General features: G+C 68.8%; 13 protein-coding genes and 1 pseudogene. 9 read left to right on the top strand and 5 right to left on the bottom strand.

Going from position 1 to position 14,761, the window contains the following annotated elements; all coding sequences use genetic code 11:
• The 3 genes and pseudogenes from BM115_RS23365 to BM115_RS27535 form a co-directional block, all read left to right on the top strand.
• A partial coding sequence (locus BM115_RS23365; protein ID WP_092299945.1) for a bifunctional UDP-4-keto-pentose/UDP-xylose synthase occupies positions 1 to 901 on the top strand: 901 nt, incomplete at its 5' end.
• A 7-nt stretch (positions 902 to 908) separates the two neighbouring features.
• On the top strand, positions 909 to 1,799 hold the full coding sequence (locus BM115_RS23360) for a polysaccharide deacetylase family protein (protein ID WP_092299942.1): 891 nt from the start codon (positions 909 to 911) through the stop codon (positions 1,797 to 1,799).
• A 60-nt stretch (positions 1,800 to 1,859) separates the two neighbouring features.
• Positions 1,860 to 2,071, top strand: a pseudogene (locus tag BM115_RS27535) (hypothetical protein); the annotation flags it as partial.
• A 39-nt stretch (positions 2,072 to 2,110) separates the two neighbouring features.
• On the opposite strand, the gene BM115_RS23350 reads toward BM115_RS27535, so the two are convergent.
• The gene (locus BM115_RS23350; protein WP_092299939.1) at positions 2,111 to 4,429 is read right to left on the bottom strand and encodes a heavy metal translocating P-type ATPase; all 2,319 of its coding nucleotides are present in this window, start codon (positions 4,427 to 4,429) and stop codon (positions 2,111 to 2,113) included.
• 136 nt (positions 4,430 to 4,565) lie between these two features.
• Here BM115_RS23350 and czcI point away from each other — a divergent pair, with 136 nt between their 5' ends.
• From czcI to BM115_RS23330, 4 genes are all read left to right on the top strand, one after another.
• Positions 4,566 to 4,931 carry a cation efflux protein, CzcI family gene (czcI, locus tag BM115_RS23345; protein WP_092299937.1) on the top strand — a complete coding sequence of 122 codons (366 nt, stop codon included), beginning with the start codon at positions 4,566 to 4,568 and terminating at the stop codon, positions 4,929 to 4,931.
• Between the two features lie 79 nt (positions 4,932 to 5,010).
• Positions 5,011 to 6,276 (top strand): TolC family protein, encoded by a 1,266-nt coding sequence (locus BM115_RS23340; RefSeq protein WP_143093935.1) that lies wholly within the window; start codon positions 5,011 to 5,013, stop codon positions 6,274 to 6,276.
• A gap of 19 nt (positions 6,277 to 6,295) precedes the next feature.
• Positions 6,296 to 7,510: an efflux RND transporter periplasmic adaptor subunit gene (locus BM115_RS23335; RefSeq protein WP_092299934.1), complete on the top strand. Its 1,215-nt coding sequence runs from the start codon at positions 6,296 to 6,298 to the stop codon at positions 7,508 to 7,510.
• A gap of 15 nt (positions 7,511 to 7,525) precedes the next feature.
• Positions 7,526 to 10,699 (top strand): efflux RND transporter permease subunit, encoded by a 3,174-nt coding sequence (locus BM115_RS23330; RefSeq protein ID WP_092299931.1) that lies wholly within the window; start codon positions 7,526 to 7,528, stop codon positions 10,697 to 10,699.
• On the opposite strand, the gene BM115_RS23325 is transcribed toward BM115_RS23330, so the two are convergent.
• From BM115_RS23325 to BM115_RS23315, 3 genes are read right to left on the bottom strand one after another with little or no spacing between them, the layout of a single operon-like run.
• A complete protein-coding gene (locus BM115_RS23325; protein ID WP_092299928.1) occupies positions 10,683 to 11,090 on the bottom strand; it encodes a VOC family protein in 408 nt (135 codons plus the stop codon). The two genes, BM115_RS23330 and BM115_RS23325, sit on opposite strands and share 17 nt — an antisense overlap.
• A gap of 49 nt (positions 11,091 to 11,139) precedes the next feature.
• Positions 11,140 to 12,591 carry a heavy metal sensor histidine kinase gene (locus BM115_RS23320; protein WP_255370953.1) on the bottom strand — a complete coding sequence of 484 codons (1,452 nt, stop codon included), beginning with the start codon at positions 12,589 to 12,591 and terminating at the stop codon, positions 11,140 to 11,142.
• A gap of 27 nt (positions 12,592 to 12,618) precedes the next feature.
• Positions 12,619 to 13,296: a heavy metal response regulator transcription factor gene (locus BM115_RS23315; RefSeq protein ID WP_092299922.1), complete on the bottom strand. Its 678-nt coding sequence runs from the start codon at positions 13,294 to 13,296 to the stop codon at positions 12,619 to 12,621.
• A 201-nt stretch (positions 13,297 to 13,497) separates the two neighbouring features.
• Here BM115_RS23315 and BM115_RS23310 point away from each other — a divergent pair, with 201 nt between their 5' ends.
• Positions 13,498 to 13,857 (top strand): hypothetical protein, encoded by a 360-nt coding sequence (locus BM115_RS23310; RefSeq protein ID WP_092299919.1) that lies wholly within the window; start codon positions 13,498 to 13,500, stop codon positions 13,855 to 13,857.
• Between the two features lie 18 nt (positions 13,858 to 13,875).
• Here BM115_RS23310 and BM115_RS23305 read toward each other — a convergent pair whose 3' ends face one another.
• On the bottom strand, positions 13,876 to 14,181 hold the full coding sequence (locus tag BM115_RS23305) for an H-NS family nucleoid-associated regulatory protein (RefSeq protein ID WP_092299916.1): 306 nt from the start codon (positions 14,179 to 14,181) through the stop codon (positions 13,876 to 13,878).
• A 323-nt stretch (positions 14,182 to 14,504) separates the two neighbouring features.
• Here BM115_RS23305 and BM115_RS23300 point away from each other — a divergent pair, with 323 nt between their 5' ends.
• Positions 14,505 to 14,753, top strand: a complete 249-nt coding sequence (locus BM115_RS23300) for a copper resistance protein CopQ (protein ID WP_092299913.1) — start codon at positions 14,505 to 14,507, stop codon at positions 14,751 to 14,753.
• Positions 14,754 to 14,761 lie beyond the last annotated feature (8 nt).

Genomic DNA, 14,761 nt, shown 5'->3' with positions numbered 1-14,761 from the left:
CGAAGGTGACATCACCATCAACAAGGAGTGGATCGAGTACAACATCCGCAAGTGCGACGTGGTGCTGCCGCTGGTGGCCATCGCCACCCCGGCCACCTACGTGCGTCACCCGCTGCGCGTGTTCGAGCTCGATTTCGAAGCCAACCTGCCGATGGTCCGCGCGGCCGTGAAGTACAAGAAGCACCTGGTGTTCCCGTCGACCTCCGAGGTCTACGGCATGTGCGCCGACGATGAGTTCGACCCGGAAGCGTCCCCGCTGGTCTACGGCCCGATCAACAAGCCGCGCTGGATCTACGCCTGCTCCAAGCAGCTGATGGACCGCGTGATCCACGCCTATGGCATGGAGGAAGGGCTGAACTACACGCTGTTCCGCCCGTTCAACTGGATCGGCGCCGGGCTGGATTCGATCTTCGAGTCGAAGGAAGGCTCCTCGCGCGTGGTGACGCAGTTCCTGGGCCATATCGTCCGGGGCGAGCCGATCAAGCTGGTCGATGGCGGCGCCCAGAAGCGCGCGTTCGCCGATATTTCGGACGGCATCTCGGCCCTGATGCAGATCATCGAGAACAAGAACGGCGTGGCCAGCGGCAAGATCTTCAACATCGGCAACCCGGCCAACATCCACTCGGTGCGCGAACTGGCCGAGATGATGCTCAAGATGGCTGCCGACTACCCCGAGTACGCCGAAGAAGCCCGCAAGACCAAGATCGTGGAGACGTCGTCGGGCGAGTTCTACGGCAAGGGCTATCAGGACGTACAGCACCGTGTGCCGAAGATCGACAACACGATGGAAGAACTGGGCTGGCAGCCGAAGCTGAACATGGAACAGGCGCTGCGCCGCATCTTCGAAGCCTACCGCGACAAGGTGGTGGAGGCGCGTACGCTGGTCGACGCCTCGCACTGAGCACGGCATGGCACGCATTGCCCTGAAAGTCGACGTGGACACGCTGCGCGGCACCCGCGAAGGCGTGCCCAAGCTGCTGTCGATGCTCGCCGCCGTGCAGGCGGAGGCCACGTTCCTGTTCAGCCTCGGTCCGGATCACACGGGCTGGGCGCTGCGGCGCGTGTTCCGGCCCGGCTTCCTGAAGAAGGTGTCGCGCACGTCGGTGGTGTCCAACTACGGGCTGCGCACGCTGATGTACGGCGTGCTGCTGCCGGGGCCCGACATCGGCCGCAAGGGCGCCGCCGAGATGCGCGCCGCCGCTGCGGCCGGACACGAGTGCGGCATCCACACCTGGGACCACGTCTACTGGCAGGACAACGTACGCACGCGCGACGCCGCCTGGACGCGCCGCCAGATGCAGCACGCACACCGCCGCTTCGTCGAGGTCTTCGGCACGCCGCCCACCACGCACGGCGCGGCAGGCTGGCAGATGAACGACGACGCCTTCCTGCAGATCGACGACTGGGGCATGGCCTACGCCTCTGACGGACGCGGCACCGCGCCGTACATCCCCACCGTAGCGGGCAAGCCCTGCCGCCACGTGCAGATGCCGACCACGCTACCCACGCTCGACGAGCTGATCGGCGTGGACGACCTCACCGAGGACAACGTCCACCACGCGCTGCTGCGCCTGACCGACGGCCCCGGCGATCACATTTTCACGCTCCACACGGAGCTGGAAGGCGGCAAGCTGGCACCCGTGTTCGAGCGCCTGCTGGCCGGCTGGCGCGCGCAGGGCCACGACCTCGTGTCGATGGCCACCTATTACCGCCACCTCGACCGGTCCGACCTGCCGCAACTGCCCGTCACCTGGGGCGAAATTGCCGGCCGCAGCGGGGAACTGATCATCCAGCCGTAGGTTTGCGGAGATTAGCCCCCTAATCTCCGCATATCCTGCGGCGAATAAGTTGCGGATGCGGAGGTCGTCTCGGGCCCCATTGGCCGCCAGCGCGTGCATTTCGAGGCGCCGCCGGCCGATCAACTCGAAGACGAGTCCCACCTGTTCCTCAAATGGACCGTGCAGTCGACCACGCCCACCTGAACCTTGACGCGGTACTGGCCAAGGCGCGCTTCTGGCGTCACTGGGCGATGCTGCCGTTGAACGAGCGGCAAGTGAAGCTTCTCAACCGACCGGCGGGCGCAGTACCGGTTACGAACTGGAGGACAGGTTCACGAACGCACGCCCCGCGCCAGCCGAAGCCCGTTGAACACCACCAGCAGGCTGGCGCCCATGTCGGCGAACACGGCCATCCACATCGTTCCCAGGCCCATCACGGTCAGTACGAGGAAGACCGCCTTGATGCCCAGCGCCAGCGCGATGTTCTGCTTGAGGATGGCCGCCGTGCGCCGGGAAAGCTGCACGAAGGTGGGGATCTTGCGCAGGTCGTCGTCCATCAGCGCCACGTCGGCCGTCTCGATGGCGGTATCGGTGCCCGCCGCGCCCATGGCGAAGCCGATGTCGGCGCGCGCCAGCGCCGGGGCGTCGTTGATGCCGTCGCCCACCATGCCTACGCCGCCGCCGTGCGTGTGCGCCTGCCCGGCCAGCGCCGCGATGGCGTCTGCCTTGTCCTGCGGCAGCTGATTGCCGCGCACCTCGTCGATCCCCACCGCCGCGCCAATCGCCTGCACCGTGTGCGGGTTGTCGCCGGACAGCATCAGCGTCTTCACGCCTAGCGCGTGGAGTGCCTCGATAGCCTGCCGGCTGGTGTCGCGCACCGTATCCGCCACGCCGAACAGCGCCAGCGCGCGCGGGTTCGCCCCATCCGCGCCGGCGGACGCCAGCAGGACGAGCGTCTTGCCCTGCCGCTCGATCGCCTCCAGCCGGGCCTCCAGCGCCGGCGAGCACGCGCCGAGGTCGTGGATCAGGCGATGGTTGCCGAGGAAGTACGTCACACCCGCCACGCCGCCGCGCACGCCCTGCCCCGGCAACGCGGCAAAATCGTCCACGGCGAGCGGGGCGATGCCTTCCGCTTCGGCCGCCACAGCCACGGCCCGCGAGACCGGGTGGTCGGAGCGCGCGGCCAGGCTCGCCGCAATCGCGCGTGCCTGCGGCAGGTCATCCGCCAGCAGGCCGACATCGGTCTGCACCGGCTTGCCGTGCGTGAGCGTGCCGGTCTTGTCGAGTGCCAGCCACTTCAGGTGCCGGCCCTGTTCCAGATAGACGCCACCCTTGATCAGGATGCCGCGCCGCGCGGCGGCGGCCAGCCCGCTGACGATGGTCACCGGCGTGGAGATCACCAGCGCGCACGGGCAGGCAATCACCAGCAGCACCAGCGCCTTGTAGATCCAGTCGGGCCAGGCGCCGCCCAGCAGCAGCGGCGGCACCACCGCCACGGCCACGGCCAGCGCGAACACCACCGGGGTGTAGATGCGCGCGAACTGATCGACAAAGCGCTGCGTGGGCGCGCGGCTGCCCTGCGCGGCCTCCACGGCGTGGATGATCCGGGCCAGCGTGGAATCGCTGGCCGGGGCCGTCACGGTGTATTCGAGTTCGCCGGACTGGTTGATCGAGCCGGCGTACAGCGGATCCCCCACGGTCTTGTCGACCGGCACGCTCTCGCCCGTGATCGGCGCCTGATCCAGCGCGGACTGGCCGCGCAGCACGCGGCCATCGATCGCCACGCGCTCGCCGGGGCGCAGGCGCACCACGGCGCCCACGGGCACGTCGCGCGCCATCACGGCCAGCCAGGTGCCGTCCGGCTGCTGCACGGTGGCCTGCTCGGGCGCCATCGCCATCAGCCCGCGCACGGCGTTGCGCGCGCGGTCCAGCGAGGCGGCCTCGATGCGCTCCGCCAGCGCGAAGAGGACCATCACCATCGCCGCCTCGGGCCACTGGCCGATCAGCATGGCGCCGGTGACGGCGATGCTCATCAGCGCATTGATATTGAGGTTGCCGTGGCGGATGGCGATCCAGCCCTTGCGGTAGACGCCCAGACCCGACACCAGCACGGCGGCCAGCGCCAGCACGGCGGGCGCATACGGCAGGCCCCATTCGAACCAATGCGCCACCTCGGCGCCCAGCGCCGCCACGCCGGCCAGCGCCAGCGGCCACCAGGGCTTGGGCGGTTCGGGGGCGGCGACCGGCGCATCAGCCTGGGTGTCGGCATTCAGCGGCTGGGCATGCATGCCGAGCGTGGCAATCGCCTTGACCACGCCCTCAGTCGAATCCAGCGTGTGGTGGACGGTCAGCACGCGCTGCATCAGATTGAAGTCGAGCGCAGCCACGCCGGCCATGCCGCCAAGCTTGTTGCGGATCAGCGTTTCCTCGGTCGGGCAATCCATGGCCTCGATGCGGTAGGCGGCCGAGCGCGTACCGGCCGGGGCCGCCTTCGGCTTACGGATGGGCGTCGGCATCGACACCGTTGCCGTACCGCAACCGCCGCCACAGCAGGCGTGCTCGGCGGCAGGGGCATGGGCATGATCGTGGGCATGATCGTGGTCGTGCGCATGTGCATGAGGCATCACGTGATCGTCGGTATGGCGAGCCATGGCGGTGAGCGTTGGTCTGATATGGATGTCATTGAAGACCCTGTAGTCGCTACAAGGTCAACCCTTCGGGGCGAAGCCCCACAGATGACACGGTTGTCACGTGCGCCCGCGCGGCAGCCCCGTATAATCGGCCGCCATGCGTCGCCTGCTCCTCGTCTTTCTCGCCATCCTGCTGCCGATCCAGTTCGCCTGGGCCGGTGCTGCGGCGTATTGCGCCCATGAGGAGCGCACGCCGGCGAACGGCGCCAGTTGGCACATCGGGCATCACAGCCATGTGCATCCTGGCGCCGATGCCCATCAGGACGCCGCCAAGCCGGCCCCGAAACTGCCCGACGCCGACTGCGCCGCCTGCCACTTCCCCGGCTCGCACGGGGTGATTGCGCAGGCCATCCTGCCCGGCAGCTACCATTTCGTCACCGTGCGCTACCTGCCGCGTGTTGCGGGCTTCGGCTCGATCCCCGCGCGCGCCCCAGACCGGCCCCAGTGGTCCCGTCCCGCCTGAGCGGCGAGACGCGGACAATCCCCCTTCCCTGACTGCCTGACGTCTCGCCGGTTTTCCCTGTTTGCAACGGTGAAATTCGATGAGAAACCTTGTATTGCCCTGGGCAATGGCCGCCGCTTTGGCGTGGTGCGGCCTCCTGCCCCATGCCGCCGCGCAGCTTGCCTTGCCACCTGTGTCACCGCCTGCCGGCCAGGAGCCACCCGGCCCGCTGACGCTGGAAACCGCGCTGGCGCTGGCCATCGCGCAGAACCCCACGCTCTCCGCCTCGCGCCACGAGCTTGACGCCACCGAAGGCGGCATCACCCAGGCGCGCGTGATACCGAACCCCGAAGTGGCCGTGCTGATGGAAGACACGCGCCAGTCCACCCGCACCACCACGGCGCAGATGAACCTGCCGGTGGAGCTGGGCGGCAAGCGCGCCGCGCGCATCGGCGTGGCCCAGCGCACCCGTGAACTGGCGCAAGCACAGCTGGAAGCTACGCAAGCCGACCTCCGCGCCAGCGTCATCGGCGCCTTTTTCAACGTACTGGTGGCCCAGGAGCGCGTGCGGCTGGCAGCGGGTGCCGTCGACATCGCCAGGCGCGGCGCCAACGTGGCCGCGCGCCGCGTGGCGGCCGGCAAGGTCTCGCCGGTGGAAGAAACCAAGGCCGGCGTGGAGTTGGCCAATGCCGAACTCGAGCGCGCCGAGGCCGATGCGGCGCTTGTCGCCGCGCGGCAGGCGCTGGCCACGCTGTGGGGCAACCCGTCGCCCCAGTTCGCCGAAGCGGACGGCAGCCTCGATACGCTGCCCGCGCGCCCGGACGCCCTCGTCCTGCGCGAAGCGCTCGACGCCGCCCCCGCCACCGTGGCCAGCCAGCGCGAACTGGCGCGCCGGCAGGCCGAGATCAACGTGGAGCGCAGCCGCCAGTATCCCGATGTGACGCTGAGCCTTGGCGCCAAGCGCGAAAACGCGTCCGACCGTGGCTACTACCCGGTGCTCGGCGTGGCGATTCCGCTGCCGCTGTTCGATCGCAACCAGGGCAACCTCTACACCGCGATCCGGCAGGCCGACAAGGCGGCGGACACCTATCGCGCCACGCGGCTCCGGCTGGACCACGATCTCCAACAGGCCACCAGCCAACTCGCCGTCTCGCGCGGCTCAGCGCAGACGCTACGCGACACCGTGCTCCCTGCCGCCCAGCGCGCCTATCAGGCCGCCACGCAGGGCTTCGAGGCCGGCAAATTCAGCTATCTCGAAGTGCTGGACGCCCAGCGCACGCTGTTCCAGGCGCGCATCCGCTATCTCGGCGTGGTGGCCAATGCCTGGCAGGCCGCCACCACGATCGACCGCATTCTCGGCCGCTGACGCGCCGCAAGGATTTCCCATGACCCTCACACGAAAACAAGGCATGGCCATCGCGGCCATCGTCATCGGCGGCCTGATCGCCGCGCTCGCGCTGCTGCTGGTGGGCCGCGAGAGCGGTTCGCATGACGACCACGTCCATGGCGGCCACGGCAGGCACAGCGAAAATGCACCCGCCGCCTCGGCGCCTCAGGCCCCCGCCGCCGCCCCCGGCCTGATCGCCATGACGCCTGAGCAGATCGCCAACGCCAACCTCGTGCTACGTACCGCCGGCCCGGGCCGCATCCGCAGCACGGTGCAGTTCCCGGGCGAAATCCGCTTCAATGAGGATCGCACCGCCCACGTGGTGCCGCGCGTGGCGGGCGTGGCGGAGGCGGTCGCGGCCAACCTCGGCCAGCGGGTGAAGAAGGGCGACTTGCTGGCGGCTTTCGCCAGTTCGCAGTTGTCCGAACTGCGTAGCGAATGGCTGGCCGGCCAGCGCCGGCTGGAGCTGGCGCGCAGCACCTTCGCGCGCGAGAAGCGGCTCTGGGAAGACAAGGTGTCCGCCGAGCAGGACTACCTGGCCGCCCGCACGGCCTTGCAGGAAGCCGAAATCGCCGTGCGCAACGCCACGCAGAAGCTGACCGCCATCGGCGCGAAGCCTTCGTCGGACGGCATCAACCGCTTCGAGCTGCGCGCGCCGTTCGACGGCATCGTGGTCGAGAAACACCTGTCGCTGGGCGAAGCCGTGGGCGCCGACACCGCCGTCTTCACGCTCTCCGACCTGACCACGGTCTGGGCCGAATTTGTGATCGCGCCGAAGGATCTCGGCCACGTGCGGCTCGGGGAGGCGGTGCGCGTCACTTCCACCGCGTTCGACGGCACCGCCGACGGCAAGGTCTCCTACGTGGGCGCCCTGCTCGGCCAGCAGACCCGCACGGCCACCGCCCGTGTGACGCTGGCCAATCCCGAGATGGCCTGGCGCCCCGGGCTGTTCGTCACGGTCAGCGTCAATACGGGCGAAGTGGACGCCCCCGTGGTGATCGAAGCCGAAGCCCTGCAGACCGACGATGGCCACACGCAGGTCTTCGTGGCGGTGCCCGGCGGCTTCGCGGCGCGCACGGTCAAGACCGGCCGCACGGACGGCCAGCGCATCGAGGTCACGGACGGCCTGCCCGCCGGCACGCGCTACGTGGCGGCCAACAGCTTCGTGCTGAAGGCCGAACAGGGCAAGGCTGGCGCCGAGCACGCCCACTGAGCGGAGCGACCACACATGTTCGAACGCATCCTCCGCTTCGCCATCGCCCAGCGCTGGCTGGTCATGCTGGCCGTGCTGGTCATGGCCGCGCTGGGCTTCTACAACTACGGCCGGCTGCCGATCGACGCCGTGCCGGACATCACCAACGTCCAGGTCCAGATCAACACGGCGGCGCCGGGCTACTCGCCGCTCGAATCCGAGCAGCGCATCACTTATCCGATCGAAACGGTCATGGCCGGCCTGCCGGGGCTGGTGCAGACGCGCTCGCTGTCACGCTACGGGCTGTCGCAGGTCACGGTGATCTTCCGGGACGGCACCGATATCCACTTCGCGCGGCAACTGGTCAGCCAGCGCATCCAGGACGCCCGCGCGCAGCTGCCAGCCGGCGTGGCGCCGCAGATGGGGCCAATTTCGACCGGCCTCGGCGAGATCTACCTGTGGACCGTGGAGGCCGAGCCCGACGCGCGCAAGCCGGACGGCACGCCCTACACCGCCACGGACCTGCGCGAGATCCAGGACTGGCTCATCAAGCCGCAGCTGCGCACCGTGCCGGGCGTGACCGAGATCAACACGATCGGCGGCTTCGCCAAGGAATACCTCGTGGCGCCGAACCCCGAGAAGCTGGCGGCCTACGGCATGTCCCTCCAGCACGTGGTGCAGGCGCTGGAGCGCAACAACGGCAACGTCGGCGCCGGCTATATCGAGCGGCGCGGCGAGCAGTACCTGGTGCGGGCGCCGGGGCAGGTGAAGTCGATCGACGACATCCGCGATGTGATCGTCGGCACCGCCCAGGGCCAGCCGATCCGCATCCGGGATCTGGCCGATGTGGGGCTGGGCCGGGAGTTGCGCACCGGCGCGGCCACCGACAACGGGCGGGAGGTAGTGCTCGGCACGGTCTTCATGCTGATGGGCGAGAACAGCCGCGCCGTGTCGCGCGCGGTGGATGCGCGCATGGTGGCGATCAACAAGTCGCTGCCGGCCGGCGTGCGGGCGGTGACGGTCTACGACCGCACCGTGCTGGTCGACAAGGCCATCGCCACGGTCAAGAAGAACCTGCTGGAAGGCGCCGCGCTGGTGGTGGCGGTGCTGTTCCTGTTCCTCGGCAACCTGCGCGCGGCGCTGATCACGGCGATGGTGATCCCGCTGTCGATGCTGTTCACGTTCACCGGCATGGTGGCGGCCGGCATCAGCGCCAACCTGATGAGCCTGGGCGCGCTGGACTTCGGCATCATCGTCGATGGCGCGGTGGTCATCGTCGAGAACTGCGTGCGGCGGCTGGCCCATGCGCGGCAGGCGGCCGGACGGCCGCTGACGCGTGCCGAGCGCTTCGAGGAGGTGTTCGCGGCGGCGCGGGAGGCGCGGCGGCCGCTGGTCTTCGGCCAGCTCATCATCATGATCGTCTACGTGCCGATCCTGGCGCTGACGGGCGTCGAGGGGAAGATGTTCCACCCGATGGCGAACACCGTGGTGCTGGCGCTGCTGGGTGCGCTGATCCTCTCGGTGACCTTCGTGCCGGCCGCCGTGGCGCTGTGCATTGGCGACCGCGTGGCGGAGAAGGAGAACCGCGTGATGGGCTGGGCGCGCCGCTGGTACGCGCCGGCGCTGTCGCGCGCGCTGGCCAATACGCCGGTGGTGCTGACCGGCGCCGTGGTGGCCGTGCTGCTGAGCGGGCTGGTGGCCACGCGGCTCGGCAGCGAGTTCATCCCCAACCTGAATGAGGGCGACTTTGCCGTGCAGGCGCTGCGCATTCCAGGCACCAGCCTGACCCAGTCGGTGGCGATGCAGCAGCAGATCGAAACCCGGCTCAAGGCGAAGTTTCCCGAGGTGGAGCGCGTGTTCGCGCGCACGGGCACGGCAGAGATCGCGGCGGACCCGATGCCGCCCAACATCTCGGACGGCTACATCATGCTCAAGCCGCGCGACCAGTGGCCCGATCCATCCCGCTCGTACGACGCGCTGCGCACGGCCATGTCAGCCGAACTGGAGCAGCTGCCCGGCAACCGCTACGAGTTCTCGCAGCCGATCCAGCTCCGCTTCAACGAGTTGATCTCTGGCGTGCGCAGCGACGTGGCGGTGAAGCTCTATGGCGACGACAACGCCGTGCTGGCCGCCACTGCCCAGCGCATCGCCGAGGTGCTGCAACGCGTGCCCGGCGCCGCCGAGGTCAAGGTGGAGCAGACCTCCGGGCTGCCGGTGCTCACGGTAGACATCGACCGCGCGCGCGCCGCGCGCTACGGCCTGAACATGGCCGATGTGCAGGAAACCGTGGCAATTGCCGTGGGCGGGCGGGAGGCCGGCCTGTTCTACCAGGGCGACCGCCGCTTCAATATCGGCGTGCGGCTGCCGGAAGGGATTCGTGCCGACGTGGAGGCGCTGCGGCGCCTGCCGATTCCGCTGCCGGCCGCGGAAACCAAGGGCGCCGAGGCGCGCACGAGCTACATCCCGCTGGGCGAGATCGCCACGCTGGAGATTGCGCCGGGGCCGAACCAGGTATCGCGCGAGAACGGCAAGCGGCGCATCGTGGTCAGCGCCAACGTGCGCGGGCGCGATGTCGGCAGCTTCGTGCCGGAGGCGATGAGCGCCGTCGAGCGTGGGGTGACGGTGCCGGCCGGCTACTGGATTGCCTGGGGCGGCACGTTCGAGCAGCTGCAATCGGCCACGCAACGGCTCGCCATCGTGGTACCGCTGGCGTTGCTGCTGGTCTTCGGGTTGCTGTTCGCCATGTTCGGCAATCTGCGCGACGGCCTGCTGGTCTTCACCGGCATTCCGTTCGCGCTGACGGGCGGCGTGCTGGCGCTCTGGCTGCGTGGCATGCCGCTGTCGATCTCGGCGGCGGTGGGGTTTATCGCGCTGTCTGGCGTGGCGGTGCTGAACGGGCTGGTGATGCTGTCGTTCATCCGCACCCTGCGGGACGGCGGCCAGCCACTGGACGCGGCGGTCACCACCGGCGCCCTGACCCGCCTGAGGCCCGTGCTGATGACGGCGCTGGTGGCGTCGCTGGGTTTCGTGCCGATGGCCATCGCCACCGGCACGGGCGCCGAGGTACAGCGCCCGGTGGCCACGGTGGTGATCGGCGGCATCCTGTCATCGACGGCGCTGACGCTGCTTGTCCTCCCGGTGCTTTACCGGTGGGCGCATCGGCGCGGGGGATTGGGCGCCGCCGGGCCTGCTCTTAGTGCTCGCAGTTGACCATCCAGCTCATGCCGAACTTGTCGACGAGCATGCCGAATCCTTCGGCCCAGAACGTCTTCTGGTACGGCATGAGCACCTTTCCGCCTTCGGCCAGCGCCTCGAAGATGCGCTTGCCCTCCGCGTTGGGCACGTAGCCCACGGACAGCATGAAGCCCGAAAAGGGATACGGCTCGCCTTCCCTGCCGTCCGAGGCCATGATCTGGCTGTCGCCGATCTGGATGTTGGCGTGCATCACCTTGTCGCCCCAGGCCGGCGAGGCGGACGCCTCTCCCGGCGGCGCTTCCTTGTAGCGCATCAGGAACGTCACCTTGGCGTCGAGCACCTTGCCGTAGAACGCCATCGCCTCGTCGAAACGGCCACCAAAATCGAGATACGGTTGTACCTGCATATCGGTCTCCTTTACGTCACGTGGGTTGCCCAGATCCGGGCGCCGTCAATTATGCGCCGGCCTTGCTGCCGGTCAACGCGTCCGGAAAGTCGATCTCGAACTCGGTCTGTACCGCATCGCTGCGCACGGTGACGCTGCCGCCATGCAGCCGCATGATGGTATCGACGATGGCCAGCCCCAGCCCCGTGGAGGTGGCCGAATTGCGGCGCGACGGGTCGGCGCGGTAGAAGCGCCCGAACAGGTGCGGCAACGACTCCGGCGCGATGGCCGGGCCGTCGTTGGCCACGCGGATGTCGGTAAAGCCCGGCCGACCGCGCCCCACCGCCACGCGCACGGTGCTGCCGGCCGGCGCGTGGCGCAGGGCGTTGTCGAGCAGGTTGATGATGGCGCGCCGCAGCAGCGTGCGGTCGGCCGTGACCGTGGCGACGCCCGACACGGCCAGCGTGACGTCGCGGTCGGCGGCCACGGCCTCGAAGTACTCGGCGACCTTGTCCAGTTCTGCGCGGGCGTCGAGTTCGCATGCCCCCAACGCCACCTGCGCGTTGTCCGCGCGGGCCAGGAACAGCATGTTCTCGATCATCCGCGCCAGCCGCTCGTATTCCTCCAGGTTCGATTCGAGCAGCGATTCGTACTCGGCGGCGCTGCGGCGTTGGGCCAGCGTGACCTGCGTCTGTCCCACGAGGTTGCTGATCGGCGTGCGGAAGTCGTGGGCCAGATCGGCCGAGAATGCCGAGAGCCGCGTGAAGCTGTCCTGCAGCCGCGCCAGCATGCCGTTGAGGGCGCCGGCCAGTTCGCGCAGCTCCTCGGGCGCGCCGCCCACGTCCAGCCGCGTAGCCAGCCGGCTGGTGGTCACCGCCGCCGCGTCGCCGGCCATGCGGCGCAGCGGCCTTAGGCCCCGGCGCGCCAGCAGGTAGCCCAGCGCCGCCGCCACCAGCGCGCCGCACAGCACGGCGCCCAGTAGCTGGCTGCGGTATTCGCTCATCAGCGCCACGCGGTAGCCGGCATCGCTGAGCACGATGATCTCCACGGCGCGGTCGGTATTGCCCAGCACGCCCAGCGCCGCCATGCCGCGCGACGGCACGCCGTTGCGCGGATACCAGGTCTGGAGCATGCCCTTGTCCGGCGCGGCGTTAGCCGGCAGCACGCGCAGCGGCGGCACCGACTCGTTGCGCGGATTCAGCGTGATCAGCGGCTCGCCCTGCCGCGTGCGCACCACGAGGATCAGGCCCTCATGGCCCATGGCGATATCGGCAAAGCGGTGGGTGTCGGCACGGATATCGGCTTCGTCGCCCACCTCGCGCAGCAAGTGGCGCACGAGCAGGATCTCGCCAACCAGTTCGCTCTCGTCGCGCGCCTGGAGCTGGCTGTCGAGCGCGCTGGAGAGGTAGGCGGCCACGCCGACCAGGATCAGCGCCGTGGTCAGGCCATAGGCCAGCGCCAGCCGCGTGGTCAGGGACGCCGTGAGGGAAACCGGGAGCGCGCCGGAGAGGCGGCCCAGCATTCGTCGCCAGCGACGCGCCATCGCCGCTCAGCCCTCGTCCGATTCGTCGAGCACGTAGCCCATGCCGCGACGCGTGTGGATCAGCTTGCGCGGGAACGGATCGTCCACCTTGGCGCGCAGCCGGCGGATGGACACATCCACCACATTGGTATTGCTGTCGAAGTTCATGTCCCAGACCTGGGAGGCGATCAGCGAGCGCGAGAGCACCTCGCCCCGGCGCCGCGCCAGCAGTTGCAGCAGCGCGAATTCCTTCGATGTGAGATCGATCTTCTGCCCGGCACGCGAGACGCGGCGCCGGATCGCATCGATCTGGAGATCGGCCACCTCCATGAACTCGCTCTCGCGCAGCGGCCCGCGCCGCAGGATGGTGCGGATGCGCGCCACCAGTTCCGCGAAGGCGAACGGCTTGACCATGTAGTCGTCGGCGCCCAGTTCCAGGCCCTTGAGGCGGTCGGACAATTCGTCGCGAGCGGTCAGGCAGAGCACTGGGGTGTCCTTGTCGCGGCGCAGTTCGCGCAGCACCTGCCAGCCGTCCATGCCGGGCAGCATCACGTCGAGGACGATCAGGTCGTAGTGCTGCTCGCGTGCGTGGCCCAGGCCGTCCACGCCGTCGCGGGCGAGATCGGCCACGAAACCTGATTCCGTGAGGCCCTTGAGCAGGTAGTCGCCGGCCTTGGGTTCGTCTTCAACAATCAGGATGCGCATGGGAATTCACTGACACCAGCCATGGGTTGCGGGGGGAATCCACGACACTAGCCGAGGTTGGTACGCAATGGGCGAAGATTGCAGGAATGTCATCTTGGCGCCAGCGTTCTGACGGGTGGAATCCCAGTACAATGCGTGCTGCCATGATGAAAGGACGCCACCTGTGCGTCCCGTCTGGCGCGCCGCCCCCAAGATCCCGCAATGAAACGCCTGCCTGCCCTCTCCCTGCTGTGCCTTGCCCTGTCCACCCTGCCCGTTTCCGGCGCCAGCGCGGCGGTCGTGGACTCCAGCGTAGCGGAAGTGGCCGGTTTGTCGATGTCGGAACGGCATGTGGCCATCAAGGCCGAGGCCGAAGCCGCCATCGCCAACACGGAAGCGGCCCAGTGCACCGAGGCGACCAGCGCGGCCAACCTGCCGGCGCCCCTGCCCGTGCTCGCGGAACTGCCGCGTGTGGCGCTTGAGCATCATCGACACTCCATGCCGATGGCCTCGCCGGCGGCGTTCGCGACTTCAGCGGCCTATGTCCCGCTGCCGGTCGAGCGCCCGGCCCCTCACTGCTGAACCCTGCCCGCGTGGCGCTCAGTCCACGCGATAAAAATCGATCGACTGCCCCGCGTTGACTGCGCGCTGGAGCCAGTCGGGATATTCGCCGGTACCGTCCCACGTCTGCCCCATCGCATTGCGGTAGAGCACCCGTACGCGCGCAACTTCGGGTTGGGCGGCGATGGTGGGGGGTACGTCGGTTTCCACGGTGACGGCGTCGCCGTCTTCGCTATCGGCAAAGCAACCTGCTTCGACCAGATCGTCGAACGTCAGGCCATGGCGATCCATTTGCTCGCGGATCCACGCTACCGCGGCTAGTTTGGCTGCATCAGACTCGGACATGACTATCGTGCGGCGCCCGCCGCAAGATGGGCGGGCTGGTGAAAGACCTTTTTGGGGGAATGGCCCTGAACGGCTGGGCCAGTACGGATTCTACAGGGTGTTTGCTCCGCCCCCGCCGCATTTCGTGCGGCGGCACATCGTCACACCGCTGGAATTGCTGCATGACAGCATTGTCATGGATGGGTCATCTTGGCGTCGGGGGCCCGCTTCTAGACTGCCTGCCATGGTCGCCATCAGCCCGGTGCGCGTCGTCAAGAACGGCGCCACGCAGCGCGGCCCAACGCAGTTTCCCGCCTCCCTGGGACACGCAACGGAGTCTCACTATGCCTTCTATCCGACAAACCATCCGACAAACCATCGCCTACGCTGCGCTGGCCGCCACACTGGCCGGCACCGCCGGTCTCGCCAACGCCGCGCCGCGGTCGACCGACCCGTTCACCGACGGGGCCCGTGTGGGTGCGCGCGATGTCTATTCCGACGGCGCCCGCGCCGTGCACGACACCCGCAGCCCGTTCGTGGACGGTGCGTTCAGCGCTACCGGCCCGCGTGACGCGTTCGACAGCGGCGCCTGATCGACACC

Origin of the sequence: Cupriavidus sp. OV096 (assembly GCF_900115455.1) — a bacterium.
Taxonomy (GTDB): Bacteria; Pseudomonadota; Gammaproteobacteria; order Burkholderiales; family Burkholderiaceae; genus Cupriavidus.
The sequence above is the reverse complement of the archived record's forward strand: the minus strand, read 5'-3'. Positions and strand labels throughout refer to the sequence as shown.